8 protein-coding genes and 1 pseudogene are annotated in these 13,222 nt (G+C 69.2%); 4 read left to right on the plus strand and 5 right to left on the minus strand.

From position 1 onward, the window contains the following. From OZN99_RS13705 to OZN99_RS13720, 4 genes and pseudogenes are all read right to left on the minus strand, one after another. A pseudogene (locus OZN99_RS13705) lies at window positions 1–626 on the minus strand (leucyl aminopeptidase family protein); the annotation flags it as partial. Window positions 627–704: 78 nt separating this feature from the next. Next, complete coding sequence (locus OZN99_RS13710; protein ID WP_270935803.1) at window positions 705–1,433, minus strand: ABC transporter ATP-binding protein; 729 nt, start codon at window positions 1,431–1,433, stop codon at window positions 705–707. A 9-nt stretch (window positions 1,434–1,442) separates the two neighbouring features. Continuing rightward, window positions 1,443–2,288 carry an ABC transporter permease gene (locus OZN99_RS13715; RefSeq protein WP_270935804.1) on the minus strand — a complete coding sequence of 282 codons (846 nt, stop codon included), beginning with the start codon at window positions 2,286–2,288 and terminating at the stop codon, window positions 1,443–1,445. Between the two features lie 63 nt (window positions 2,289–2,351). Further along, window positions 2,352–4,403, minus strand: coding sequence for an NAD(+) synthase (locus OZN99_RS13720; protein ID WP_270935805.1), 2,052 nt, complete (start codon window positions 4,401–4,403; stop codon window positions 2,352–2,354). A 341-nt stretch (window positions 4,404–4,744) separates the two neighbouring features. On the opposite strand from OZN99_RS13720, the gene OZN99_RS13725 reads away from it, so the two are divergent. Genes OZN99_RS13725 through OZN99_RS13740 form a run of 4 tightly spaced genes read left to right on the plus strand, consistent with a single transcriptional unit; the run spans window position 4,745 to window position 12,374 of the window. Next, the gene (locus OZN99_RS13725; protein ID WP_270935806.1) at window positions 4,745–6,340 is read left to right on the plus strand and encodes a class I SAM-dependent methyltransferase; all 1,596 of its coding nucleotides are present in this window, start codon (window positions 4,745–4,747) and stop codon (window positions 6,338–6,340) included. Next, on the plus strand, window positions 6,337–9,108 hold the full coding sequence (locus OZN99_RS13730; RefSeq protein WP_270935807.1) for a glycosyltransferase: 2,772 nt from the start codon (window positions 6,337–6,339) through the stop codon (window positions 9,106–9,108). Before OZN99_RS13725 ends, OZN99_RS13730 begins: the two co-directional genes overlap by 4 nt. 56 nt (window positions 9,109–9,164) lie before the next feature. Continuing rightward, window positions 9,165–11,297, plus strand: coding sequence for a DUF6311 domain-containing protein (locus OZN99_RS13735; protein WP_270935808.1), 2,133 nt, complete (start codon window positions 9,165–9,167; stop codon window positions 11,295–11,297). A 45-nt stretch (window positions 11,298–11,342) separates the two neighbouring features. After that, window positions 11,343–12,374 (plus strand): class I SAM-dependent methyltransferase, encoded by a 1,032-nt coding sequence (locus OZN99_RS13740; RefSeq protein WP_270935810.1) that lies wholly within the window; start codon window positions 11,343–11,345, stop codon window positions 12,372–12,374. Between the two features lie 172 nt (window positions 12,375–12,546). On the opposite strand, the gene OZN99_RS13745 is transcribed toward OZN99_RS13740, so the two are convergent. Next, the coding region (locus tag OZN99_RS13745) for a hypothetical protein (RefSeq protein ID WP_270935809.1) at window positions 12,547–13,222 on the minus strand (676 nt) is incomplete at its 5' end.

The raw sequence follows: 13,222 nt of genomic DNA on the forward strand, positions 1-13,222 counted from the left end.
AGAGCCGCGACCCGCGGCGCCCGCGGCGAGCCCCCGCCCACCGCCTGCACGGCCGGGAAGCCGTCCGCCAGGGCGGCCCCCTCGATCACCTCCACCGTCGCGGCATGCGCGGCGCCCAGGCTGCGCACCGCCTCGGCGAGTTCGGCTGGGCCGAGATGGCTGGCGGGCAGGTTGATCAGGTCGCGACCGCGCCGGATCGCGGCGGCGGTGCTCTGCGCCGCCTCGGTTCCCGCCGGCGGCACCAGGCGCGCGGCGGCCCTGCCTCCTTCGGATTTCAGGCTGCGGAACCGGTAGGCGCCGAGGCACCAGCCGAGCACGGCCGCCGCGGGATCGGGTGCGCCCTCGATGCGCCAGGTGGTGCCCTCCGGCAGGGCGAAGGGCGCAGCGCCGAAGGCCCATGGACTCGCTGCCTCGGCCGGGTCCGCGCCGAGGCCGAGCACCGCGCCCGCGATGCCCTCGCCGCCCGGCAACAGGCGGATCTCCTGCGCCTTCGCGATGAAGCCGGAGGCGCGAAGGAAGCCTGCCTGTGCCGCGGGCAGCCGGTCGAGCAGGGCCGGGAGGCCCTCCGGCGTCACCGCCATCAACGGCAGCGCGGGGGATGATGGATCGGCAAGGCAGTCGAGCATGGGGGCTTCCTCGCGCGTCGGGCCGGGCTCGGCCTCTGTTTGCTCCTGGCCGTGCCGGCGTCCCGTGCCGCGAGCGGGCTAGGCGCCGACCACCTCGGCCACGGGCCCGTCGGCCTCGATCCGGCCGCCGTTCAGGCGGATGGCGCGGGTGCACCATTTCCGCACGATGGTCAGGTCGTGGGTGGCCAGCACCAGGATGTCCGCGCCCACCACCAGTTGCTCAAGCCGCTCGTTGGCGCGCGCCATGAAGTCCGCATCGCCCGCCAGGAACCACTCGTCCATCAGCAGGATCTCCGGCGCCATCAGCGTGGCCGCGGCGAAGGAGAGACGGACGCTCATCCCGGCGGAATAGGTGCGGACCGGCACGTCGAGGAATTCGCCCAGCCCGCTGAAGCGGCCGGCCTCATCCGCCATCGCCTCGCACTCGGCCTCCGACAGACCGAGGAACAGGCCGCGCAGCACGATGTTCTCGCGGCCGGTGGATTCCATGTCCATGCCGGCCGCCGGGTCGATCAGCGAGCCGATCCGGCCGGCGACCTCGAGCCGGCCGCCCACGGGTTCGTAGATGCCGGCCAGCGTGCGCAGCAGCGTGGTCTTGCCCGCGCCGTTGTTGCCCACCAGCGCGACGCGCTCGCCGGGCTCGATGCGGAAGCTCAGCTCGCGCAGCGCCGCGACGACGATGCGATGGCTGGCATCCTCCTTCAGCCGCATCGCCGCACGCGCCATCAGCCGCTTCTTCAGGGAGCGCGCGGCCACGTGGTACAGCGGGAACTCGATCGAGAGTCGGTCGGCCTCGATGTGCGGCATGGTCGCGGCTCAGACCCAGAAGGCGATGCGGCCGCGGAAGCGGATGAAGAAGGCCAGCGCAACCGTGCAGGCCAGCGCGCTGTAGGCCAGCGCGGCCACCCAGATGATCGGCGGCGCGCCGCCTTCGACCAGCGGGCCACGCACCGTCTCCATCATCGCGAAGAACGGGTTCAATGGCAGCCATGCCTGCGACGGGCCGAGGAGCTCCGGCTTCCACAGCACCGGCGAGAGGAAGAAAAACAGCTGCATCACGCTTGTCACGATCTGCGGGATGTCGCGGAACCGCGCGCAGACCATGCCCAGGAAGAGCCCCACAGCGAAGGCGTTCACCGCCAGCAGCGCCAGGCCCGGTATGGCCAGGATCGCCTCCGGGCCCGGGAACACGCCACAGACGATGAAGACGACGAGTATGAGCGGCAGGCTGTGCGCCGCGACGATGGCATTGCGGAACACGAAGCGCAGCACGTGCACGGTGTAGGGCAGCGGCATCTGGCGGATCACGCCCTCGGAGCCGATGAAGCTTCCGCAGGCATCCACGACGATCTGGTTGATCGTGGTCCAGACCAGCAGGCTGACTGCCAGCCATGGCAGGTACTCGCGCAGCGTCATCTTGAAGAGCGTCGAGTAGAGCAGGCCGATCCCGGCGATCATGACCGCCATCGACGCCGTCATCCAGAACGGGCCGAGCACAGAGCCGCGGTAGCGGTTGCGGATGTCGAGCCGCGCCAGCGCCCCCGCCAAACGCCAGCGCTGCAGCCCGGCGCTCAGGTCGGTCAGCGCCCGTTCGGTCAGGCGCGGTTCGGCCGCGTCGCGCACATAGCTCGGCGAGGCGGACAAGGCGGTCGGGGCACGCATCGCGCGGCTATAGCCCGACCGGGACGAGCCCGCCAGGGACCGACGAACGGCGCCCCGTCCGCCTCACTCTCCGCCGGGAATCTTCCGCAGATCGGCCAGCCAGGCGGTGGCGGAGGCGTCGCTCGGGGCCCGCCAGTCGCCGCGCGGCGACAGCGACCCGCCGGAACTGACCTTCGGCCCGTTCGGCAGGGCAGACCGCTTGAACTGGCTGGTCGCGAAGAACCGCCGCACGAACACCCCAAGCCAGCGCCCGATGGTGGGCAGGTCGTAGGCGATGCGCTTGTCCGGCGGTGTGTGCGGCGGCCAGGCGCCGACCCTTGCATCGCGCCAGGCGTGCCAGGCCAGGAACGCGATCTTCGAGGGACGGAAGCCGAAGCGCGTGGTGTAGAACAGCGTGAAATCCTGCAGCGCATAGGGTCCGACGAAATCCTCGGTCTTCTGCGCCGGCTGGTCGCCCCCGCTCCCCGGCACCAGTTCCGGCGAGATCTCGGTGGCCAGGATGTCAAGCAGTACGGGCTTCGCTGCGGCGCCGAACACACCCTCCTCCGCCACCCAGCGGATCAGGTGCTGGATCAGCGTCTTCGGCACGCTGCCGTTGACGTTGTAGTGCGACATGTGGTCGCCGACGCCATAGGTCGCCCAGCCCAGCGCCAGTTCCGAGAGGTCGCCCGTGCCCAGCACGATCGCGCCGTGGTGATTGGCCAGGCGGAACAGCAGCGAGGTCCGTGCACCCGCCTGCACGTTCTCGAAGGTGACGTCGTGCACGGGCTCCCCGGCGGCGAAGGGGTGGCCGATGTCGCGCAGCATCTGCAGGCAGGCCGGCGTCATGTCGATCTCGGCGGCGCTGACACCCAGCGCCCGCATCAGCGCCCAGGCATTCGACTTGGTGCGGTCCGTCGTGGCGAAGGCTGGCAGCGTGTAGGCGAGGATGTCGCTGCGTGGCAGGCCCAGCGCGTCGAAGGCGTGCGCCGCGACCAGAAGTGCCTGAGTCGAATCCAGCCCGCCCGAGACGCCGATCACGATCCGCTTGATGCCGGCCGCCTCCAGCCGCTGGCGCAGCCCGTGCGACTGGATGTTGTAGGCCTCGTAGCAGAGTTCCGAGAGGCGCGCGTCGTCATCCGGCACGAAGGGGAAGCGCGCGACGGTGCGCCGCAGGCCAAGGTCGGACTCCAGGTCGGGCGCCAGCGTGAAGCTCACCTCGCGGAAGGGCCGCTTCGGCGGGTGCAGGTCGGCGGCGTCGCCGAAGCTGGTCTGGCGCAGCCGCTCCTGCTGCAGGCGTTCCAGGTCGAGATCGGCCAGGATCAGCGGCGGCGTGGCGGCGAAGCGCTCCGCCTCGGCCAGCAGCGTGCCGTTCTCGTAGATCATTGCCTGGCCGTCCCAGGCCAGGTCGGTCGTGGATTCGCCCTGTCCCGCGGCCGAGTAGAGATAGGCCGCGATGCAGCGCGCCGAATGCACCTGGCAGAGCGCATGGCGATAGGCCGACTTGCCGACCGTCACGTTGCTGGCCGAGAGGTTCACCAGCACCGTCGCCCCGGCCAGCGCGGCCGCGACGGAGGGCGGCACAGGCGCCCAAACGTCCTCGCAGATCTCGGCATGGATCACCAGGTCAGGCAGGTCCGCCGCGCGCAGCAGGATGTCCGTGCCGAACGGCACCTCCTGCCCGGCCAGGAGCAGCACCGGCGGCACATGGCCCCCGCCGCTGGCGAAGTGGCGCTTCTCGTAGAATTCGCGGTAGCTCGGCAGGTAGGTCTTGGGAAAGGCCGCCAGCAGCCGACCGCGATGGATGGCGAGCGCCACGTTGTAGAGCCGCCCGCCCGCGCGCACCGGGGCGCCGATGAAGAGGACCGGGGCGATGCCGCGGCTCGCGTCCAGCACGGCCAGCACGGCCTGCTCCACCGCCTCGAGCAGGGCGGATTGCTGCAGCAGGTCGTCGATGGCGTAGGCGGACAGGCCGAGCTCGGGGAACAGCACGAGCGAAGCGCCCTCGGCAGCCGCCCGGCGCGCCATCGCGATGGTTTCTGCCACGTTGAACGCCGGGTCGGCCACGCGCAGTCGCGGCGCAGCAGCCGCGGCGCGCACGAGGCCGTGAGCATGGAGATTGTGGAACGCCGTCACCGCCAATCCTCTCCTGCGGAACGCCCTGATGCGGCGCGCCGGTTGCAGGCAAGGGACATCGGCCAGCATCTTCGTGCAACTATACCGCATGCCGCGCTGCGCCTGGCCGACATGCCGCGATTGCGCCTGTCAGGCGCCTTCCGGGCCCCAAGCCAACCGACACCTTGCCGGTTCTCCTGCAGCGTGTCACAAGCCGCCCGCCGGCCAAAGCGGGCACCGAGCTGCAGGGCTCGCCTGGCACCCATGCGTCTTCCCTTGCCAGCCGAGCGCGCCGCCCGGCGCCGGGGTGGCGCAGCCGCAACGCGGCAGGGGCCATTGGGCCGAGGGATCAGGCAGGAAGCATGGTGGCACCTCGACCGATCGCATTCGACGCGGAGCAGCCGACACCGCACGGAAGTTGGCTCGAATTCGAAGAGGATGGCACGCCCATCCGGTTCTGGATCCGCCAGAACGCAGACAGCATCCAATCTGCCATCTGGGCTGGTCGCAGTTTCTACGAAGCGAAACTGCTGCGCCGCATCCGGCCGGCGATTCCGCCACTGGCGCGAATTATCGATGTCGGCGCAAATATTGGCAACCACGCGATCTTCTTTGCAAAACTTTGTGGCGCGTCGCAGGTCATTCCCTTCGAACCGAATCCGGACGTCCTGCCTGAGCTTCTGGCGAATCTCCACGCCAATGGCTGTACGAACGTGGATACCGGGCATCTGGGCGTTGGTCTCGGTGCTGTCGCGTCCCAGGCCAGTCTCCGCCTCGATCCGCAGGATGCGGCCAAGGCAAACAGGGGGGGCATGCGACTCGACACCGGCATGACGGGGTCGATCGAGGTGGACCGACTGGATGCTCGGGTGACCGGCCGTGTCGATCTGATCAAGATCGACGTCGAAGGCATGGCGCTTGCCGTGCTGGAAGGGGCCGAGGGACTCGTCGAAGGCTGCCGGCCCGACATCCTGGTCGAGGTCTGGCTGGATGAGATGCCGGGTCTGACCGACTGGTTGCTGCGTCACGACTACCGCGTGAGCTTCGCGGATGCTGACTACGTGGGCCTGACGAACCTTTTCCTGCAGCCGCGGCCGCGCCCCGCCCTGCCCGGTTCCGTCCGACGCATCGTGGACTTGGTCCGTCGTCGTCCCGTCGCAGCGCCCGTCCCGGCCCCCGTATCGGCGCAGGCGAGCCCTGCGGAAGCCGAGCCCGTCCAGGGCGAATCGCCCGAGCAGTCGGCCGAGGCCGTCGCGCCGGCGTCGAACGTCATGGAGTTCAAGGCGCGCGCCATGGCGCCCTTCCTCGGTAAGCCACCCAGCGAGGTCGGGGAGGCGCTGTACGCCCAGCTCGGGCAGGAAGAAGCGATGATGGTCGATCTCCTGCCAATCATCCAGGCGCTCTACGTCGGTCGGCCGCGGGAGCCAGCGGTGCGCGTGCTGGACGTGGGGCCGCGCTATTGCGCAGGTTCCGACCTGCTGGCGCGCGTGCTGCACCCTTGGTCCTACGCCAGCTTCACGGTGAGCGTCGAAGCCGTCGATCTCGACTCCTGGTATGCCGGCCCCCTGTCGGCGATCGCGCCCAATGTCAGCCATCGGGTCGCGGACATCCGGGAGATTCCGGGCGAGGGCGGGTGGGATCTCGTCATCGCAAGCCACGTGATCGAGCATGTGCCCGATCCCATCAGCTTCGCGACGGAGTTGCGTCGCCTTGCCGGCGACTACGTCCTCGTGGCCTGCCCGTGGAAAGAGAAGGACCTGATTGAGGGACACTTCAACCGGATGGACGAGGCGTTGCTGGAGCGTCTCGCGCCCAGCCACGTCCGGATCTACGAGGCCGCGAACTGGAAGCCGGGCGAGAGCTGCGTGATCATGCTGTTTCCCAGGCGACCGCTTGCGCCGGAGACGGAGCGGCGCCTCGCCGATGCCGGCATGGTGCGTCGAGGTGCGGGTCCGTGACTGCCCCGACGCGGCCGCGCACCGTACTGATCGTCGAGCCGCACCTCGAAGGGCGGGCTGGCCACCCATGGCTCTATGCCGGCGCCTTCGTGGGGCGCTTCGCCCAGTGCGGATGGGCTGCGCGCATCCTGGCGCACCGCGACTACCGTGGGCCGCCGGAGGTCGGCGGCATGCGCGTCGAGCCCGTCTTTCCCCGATCATACTACGAAGTACAGGATCGCAAGCCGCCCATCCTGCGCCACGCGCGCACGCTGCAGAGACAGGCCGCGCGCGGTCTGAACGCCGCGACTGCGGTTTCGCGGCGACTCCGCCTGCTGGTCGAACCGCCGCCCGTCGCGCGCCTCGTCAACCGAGTCGCAAGGACGCGTGCAGCACAACGCGTCCGAGCGCTTCTCCGGCGGGTCGCCCGTCACGTTGGTCGGGCAATCACGGCGGCGGCGCGGTTCGGGTCGCTCGGGCTGGCCGGCGTGATCGGCGCCCTCCCGTTCGGCATAGCCTATGTGAGCGTGCAGTTCGTCGGACGCCCAGCCACGCGTGAGACGCTGTCGCCGTTCGCCCGCATCGTGCTCGATGCCGTCAGGCAGCAGGATCGAGTGTCGGCCGACCTGGCTGTCCTGGTCCCGACAGCGACGCCAGGACTGCTGAGCGAGCTGCTGGCCTTGCCGGCCTTGCTGGGCGGACCGCTTCCGCGGATCGCCCTCGTGTTCCACGAGGAGCCGGAATACTACAAGCAGTGGTACCGCCCGCTGGATCTCGAAATTCTGGCTGCGAGGCTGCAGGGATCGGGCTGGGGGTCGAGCCTGCGCTGCTACGCCACGACGAAGCGCCTGTCCGACAAGATGTCAGGGCTGCTCGGCCTGCCTGTGCAGCCGATCGGCGACGTGTTCGAGCCGGCGCATGTCGAGCGTCTGGCCGCCGCGGTACGCGGCGAACCGGGCGAGCTCACGGCCTTCGAGGCGTCGCTCTTCGCCGACCTTCGGCGGCGGCGCGCAGCCGGGCAGCGGATTGCGGTCTGCCCGGGCGCGGTCCGGCACGACAAGGGCGAGGCCGCACTTCCTGCACTGATGGAGGCGCTCGCGCGCGTCTCGGACAGGTACCACATCGTCCTCCAGGCGCCGCGCACGCCGCACGATCTGCGCGAGCGCGTTCTCGCGCTCGGGACCACGCCTGGTGTCACGGTGCTGAGCGAGGATCTCTCCGAAGCGGGCTATGCCGCGCTTTTGGGCCAGGCGGATGTGGTGCTGCTGCCTTACGATCCGGTCAGCTACGCGCGACGCGTCAGCCGTGTGTTCCTGGAAGCCGCGCTGGCCGGCAAGCCTATCGTCGCCTCGGCCGGCATGGCGGTCGAGGACGAGGCAGCCGGCGTTGCCGTGCGCTTCGTCGACGCGTGGGATCGCTGGACCGACGCTGCGGATGCGCTGCTGCAGGACGGCGGCGCAAGCCTCGCGTTGCTCGGCGCGCGGCGCCGCGAGGCAGCACAGAACGACTGGATGCGTTGGCACGGCATCGTCGATTGGCTGACCCGGCCGGCGCCGCGCGTGCGAGCGCCGAAGCCAGTGCTGTATGTCAGGCCGTCCTGGTTCGCGTCCGGCAGCGCGACCGTGTTCGACCAGCATTTGCGGCACCTGGCGCGGCGCGGCTTGCCAACCGTCGAGGTCGTCCTCGACCCGGACTGTTCGGCCCGAGCCAGGAACGAGATATGGCGCCAGGTTCTCGATGACCGGGCTTGCAGCCCTGCTCCGCTGACCGCCTGGTCCTCGCCGCGTTCGGGCGTTGCTGGCCTTGCCCAGGCGGCCAACATGCTGCGGACGTTGCGGGGGAGCAGCTACGCGCGGCAACTGGCCGAATCGCGCCGGACCTGCCCGCTGCCGCCCGCCGTCCAGCAGATCGTACGGCAGCAAGGCTTCGCCTTGGTACTGGTGAACCACTACTTTCACGAGCCCTTCGTTGCGGCCCTCCGCGGCCAGGCGCCTCTCTGGATCGAGACGCATGACGTGCAGGCGCGCCAGATGGTCATCCGTGGCGCGCGCAACCTGATCACAGGTCGCCAGGACCCGTTCGAGAGGATGCTGGCTGACGAACTCTCCTATCTCGAGCGCGCCGACGTGGTGGGTGCCATCAACGTCGAGGAGGCCGCCTTCCTGCGGACTCGGCTCGGGAAGGAAGGTTGGCGCGTGCTGCTGTGTCAGCCCGCCGTGACATTGGCGCCGCCCCAAGAAGCCGTCCCACCCTGCGATGTCCTGATCGTCGCCAGCGATAACCCCACCAATGTGCGCAACGTGCGCTGGTTCGTCAGAGAGGTCCTGCCGTGCCTGCCGAATCCTCGCCCGCGTGTGCGAGTGGTCGGGACCATCGGCTGGATCGCGAACCGTGAAGACCTGCTGGCGGATGACGTGGAATTCGTCGGACCGGTTCGTGATCTCGCCGCGCAGTATGCCTCCGCAGCGCTCGTAGCGCTGCCGGTGACGGTTGGTGCCGGAATCGCCATCAAGGGACTGGAGGCCCTGGCAGCGGGCAAGGCGGTGGTCGCCACGCCGCTCGCCTTTCGCGGCCTGCCCGAGCATTTTCGCCCCCCGTGTCGGCTGACGGACGATCCGGCGAGGTTTGCCGGTCAGATTGCGCGTCTGCTGGCTGATGAGGCAGAGCGTCGCTCCGCAGCCGCCGCGACCCGCACGGCGCATGAGAGCCTGGGCATGACAAAGCGCTTTGCCTCACAGATGGATGAAGCCTTGATGCGTTTGGCGAACGTTCCGCAACGGTGCCGCTGATCGTAGGCATGGCGACGGAGTTACCCTCCCGCCAAGTCGCCATGTCCCCGGCCGGCATGGCCGCCGAGGTCGTTGCGGCCGCTGCGATCGGCATCGCGCTCTTTGTATTGACGGTGGGTACGGCAGTACTCGATCCCAGGAACATCCGCTGGATGGCTGCAGGCGACGCGGCACAGTACTACCTCGGATGGTCGTTCTTCCGCCGCAGCGGGTGGGCCTGGCCGCCCAGCCTCAACCCGGATTATGGGCTCGAGATCGCGAGCACGATCTTCTTCGCCGACGTCGTTCCGGGGGCAGCGCTGCTGTCCAAGTTGGCTGGCGCTCCCGCCACCGGACCCTGGCAGTATCATGGGTTGTGGCTCCTGCTGTGCTTCGCTCTTCAGGCGGTCTTCGCCTGGCGCCTCGCTGCCCTGTTTCTGTCGAGCCGCCTGCAATGCGCGCTCATTGCGGCGCTCGCCTGCCTTTCCCCGGTCTTCATGCGCGTGCTGTTTCAATCGGGTCACTACGCGCTTTCTGGGCAGTGGACGGTGCTTGCCGCTCTGCTGCTCTGCGTCCGGCCGCCGACACACCGCCAAGGTGTGCTCTGGGGTCTTCTGGTTGCGCTGGCCGCCCTCGTGCATTCCTACCTTTTCGTCATGGTGTTCGCCCTTTGGGCGTCGGACCTGGTGCGCCGTTATTGGCTCTGGCGGCTGGTTCGACCTGTCGCGGCAGAGGCTGTCGGGGTCGTCCTGCTCGGCTTCGGCGCGCTCTGGCTGGCTGGCTTCCGCCTTCTGCCTGGCGGAGGTCTCGCGCAGGGGCAACTGTTCGGCACCTATCGGGCACACCTGGCCACCTTCTTCGACTCGGAAGGATGGTCGCGCCTGTGGCCGGATATCGCGAGCCGTGCTTCCGATATCGAGGGTTCCGCCTTCCTTGGCCTCGCTGGCCTGGCGCTCGCAATCGCAGCGGCGTTCTCCATACTGTTGCGGCGGCCGCTCACCCGCGACGCGCCGGCGATCTGGCCAGCCGCAGTCGCAGCGCTGGGCCTCTGTCTTTTCGCCCTGTCGAACCAGATCGCGATCGGTCGTGTCGAGCTTGTCGAGGTTCCGCTGCCTGGGCGCGTCATGGTGGCTGCCGAGATGCTGCGCGCATCCGGACGGATGACTTGGCCGCTGCACTACCTGCTCCTGCTCGGCGCCGCCATCGCGGTAGCGCGCCGGCTACCGCGCGCCATCGGTACAGCCGTACTCGCGCTGGCCGTCGTCGTGCAGTTTGCGGACACCGCGCCGGCGCGCACGCAACATGGCGAGCGGCTTCGTCAGGTTGGAAGCTCCTGGCCGAGTCCGCTTGTCGATCCGTTCTGGGAAGACCTTGCGCCCGCCTACAAGAGACTGCGCCGCATACCAGCGACTAGCCACGGACCGCACTGGGAGTGGCTGTCATACTACGCGCTCACTCATGATATGGCGACGGATGCGGTCTATCTCGCCCGCTTCGCGGGGCGCGAGCACATGGCGCTGCTTGCGAAAGGCGAGCAGGAACTCGCCAGCGGCCGCTTCGATCCCGATACGCTGTACGTGCTCGACGACGCATCCGCGCGCCTTGCCGCGGCCAGCATCGATCGAAGCCGTGACCTGCTGGTGGAACTGGATGGGCTGAACGTGCTCGCGCCCGGATGGCTCCGCTCTCGTCAGGCGCCGGATCTGCCGCTGGCAGGCGGGCAGTCCGAAGGGGCGCCGGTACGGCCGCCGCTGCTCAGGCAGGGCGCGCCACTCGTCTTCACGGGCGGCAGCGCCGGCGTTGCGGCGTTGCGCGACGGCTGGAGCGCGCCGGAGGCCTGGGGGACTTGGAGTGACGGCAACTTGGCCTTCCTCGCGATGCGCCTGCCAGCCGGCACTGGCGGCGTGGAGTTGAGCATGCTCGTTCAGGGCTTCATCGATCCCGCCAATCCGCGGCAGCGCGCTATTGTCAGCTCCGGCGGGGTCAGGCTGGCGGAATGGATCTTCGACACGTCTGCAAATCGAGGGACCCGGGACCTGTTCGTGCCGCCTGAAGTGCTGCGGCCGGTCGAAGGCCGACAGCGCGAAATCGTCTTGCAGTTGGAGCTGCCGGATGCACGCGAAACCGATCCAGACGCAGCCGCGCCGAATCGCCGTCGTCTCGGTCTAGCGCTGTTCTCGATCTCGTTGCGACCTCGGCCCGAGCAGTAGCACAGCTGGGCGTGGTCCGGGCACTGGAGACATCCTGTGGATACGATGGCACTTCTCGAAGCGATCGCCGCCTATGACGCTGGCAGGCCGGCAGGGCATCATGCCGGCAGTCTTGCCGTGTCGACGGTGCGACGCATGGCCGAGATCTGCGGCGACGGCCACTCCCTCACCATGGAGACGGGATGTGGCAAGTCGACGATCCTGTTCTCCAACCTCTCGCAGCGCCATCTCGTCTTCACTTTCGACGACCGCGCAGTGCCGGACAGCAGCGTCGCCTACTACCAGGGCTGTCCCGTCACCCGTCTCAACCGCGTCGAGCCGCATTTCGGGCCGACCCAAATGACAGTGCCCCGCCATCACTTCGACCGCCCGATCGATGTCGCGCTGCTCGACGGACCGCACGCCTGGCCCTTCGTCGAGCTCGAATACTACTTCGTCTATCCGCACATACGGCGCGACGGCTGGCTGATACTCGACGACATCCATATCCCGACGATCGGCCAGATGCTGCGTACGCTCGCCGCCGATCCCATGTGGTCGCTCGAGGAGATCGCTGGCGGCACCACGGCGCTGCTCCGCCGCACGGCGGCGCCGGCGTTGGACCCGCTGAACGACGGCTGGTGGCTGCAGGGACGCAATGCAGCGGAGTTTCCCAGCTTCCCCATGGATCTGCCCGACCTGACGCCCGGCGAGACCGTGGCGTTCCGTTCGAACGAGCCCGGCATCCGACACCTCATGTTCGGCTGGCGGCCGGCGGAGAGTTGGGGGTGCTGGGCTGCGGCCCATGAGGCGACGATCGGATTCGCATGGCGCGGCGAGTCCGGGGCGGCAACGCTCCGCATGCTGGCCAAGCTGCCTGCGCCCGTAGAGATGGCGCTGAACGGCGCCGTGTTCGGCAGTCTTGCGATGACGCCCGATGCAAGCCTGCAGGACATCGCAGCGCTTATCCCCGCGGGCCTCCTCCGTCCCGGCGGTCCCAACCTGTTGCGCTTCCGCTTTCCAGAACCCGTCTGGACGGAGAGCCTGCCGAGGTGGATCCTCGGCATCGCGGTCGGAGAGCTCACGATCGAGGCATGACGTCGCCGCGATCAGCCGGACCCCGCGCGGGTCGAGCTGTCGTTCCACACAGGCTGCCGGCCTGACCTGGGTGTGACGGCGCGTCAGCGATGCTTCGGTGCGCGCCTTGGCCGGTGCAGAGCTTGCCTCCGCGTGCGGAGTGATCGCGGGCCCGGCTGCCGCCGGTGCGGCACTACAGCAGATCGGCAAGGTGCTGGCCGGCGCGGCCGAAATCGTCCCATTCGCGGCCGTCCCAGACGGCATCGTATTCCGAGCCGAGGCCGGCCGTGCCGGAGGGGACGCCCCAGCTCCACCAGCTGCGCGGCTGGAGCCACTGGCCTGACTGGGCATCGAGGTAGGCGTCGGTCCAGACGGTTCCGCGCGCCGATTGGGCGGGGCCGCCGATCTGCTGCTCGGAGGCGATCCAGTAGACGCCGGTGCCGAGGGCGATGGTCTGGTTGGGATCGTAGCGCGCGCTGTCGTCCACCAGGTAGCCGCGATAGACGTCCCCGGTCGCGCCATCCGCGAAGAACCACGTGTAGAGGCTGTCCCTCTGGAAGTTGGACAGGTGCTGGCCGGCGCGGCCGAAATCGTCCCATTCGCGGCCGTCCCAGACGGCATCGTATTCCGAGCCGAGGCCGGCCGTGCCGGAGGGGACGCCCCAGTTCCACCAGCTGCGCGGCTGGAGCCACTGGCCTGACTGGGCATCGAGGTAGGCGTCGGTCCAGACGGTTCCGCGCGCCGACTGGGCGGGGCCGCCGATCTGCTGCTCGGAGGCGATCCAGTAGACGCCGGTGCCGAGGGCGATGGTCTGGTTGGGATCGTAGCGCGCGCTGTCGTCCACCAGGTAGCCGCGATAGACGTCCCCG

Origin of the sequence: Falsiroseomonas oryzae, from assembly GCF_027856955.1 — a bacterium.
In the GTDB taxonomy this organism is placed as follows: domain Bacteria; phylum Pseudomonadota; class Alphaproteobacteria; order Acetobacterales; family Acetobacteraceae; genus Falsiroseomonas; species Falsiroseomonas oryzae.

Bases quoted from the DNA above. Each gene is read 5' to 3' on its own strand.
- OZN99_RS13710 (WP_270935803.1), bottom strand. From the start codon at position 1,433: ATGCCGCACATCGAGGCCGACCGACTCTCGATCGAGTTCCCGCTGTAC.
- OZN99_RS13715 (WP_270935804.1), bottom strand. From the start codon at position 2,288: ATGCGTGCCCCGACCGCCTTGTCCGCCTCGCCGAGCTATGTGCGCGAC.
- OZN99_RS13725 (WP_270935806.1), top strand. From the start codon at position 4,745: ATGGTGGCACCTCGACCGATCGCATTCGACGCGGAGCAGCCGACACCG.
- OZN99_RS13735 (WP_270935808.1), top strand. From the start codon at position 9,165: ATGGCCGCCGAGGTCGTTGCGGCCGCTGCGATCGGCATCGCGCTCTTT.
- OZN99_RS13740 (WP_270935810.1), top strand. From the start codon at position 11,343: ATGGCACTTCTCGAAGCGATCGCCGCCTATGACGCTGGCAGGCCGGCA.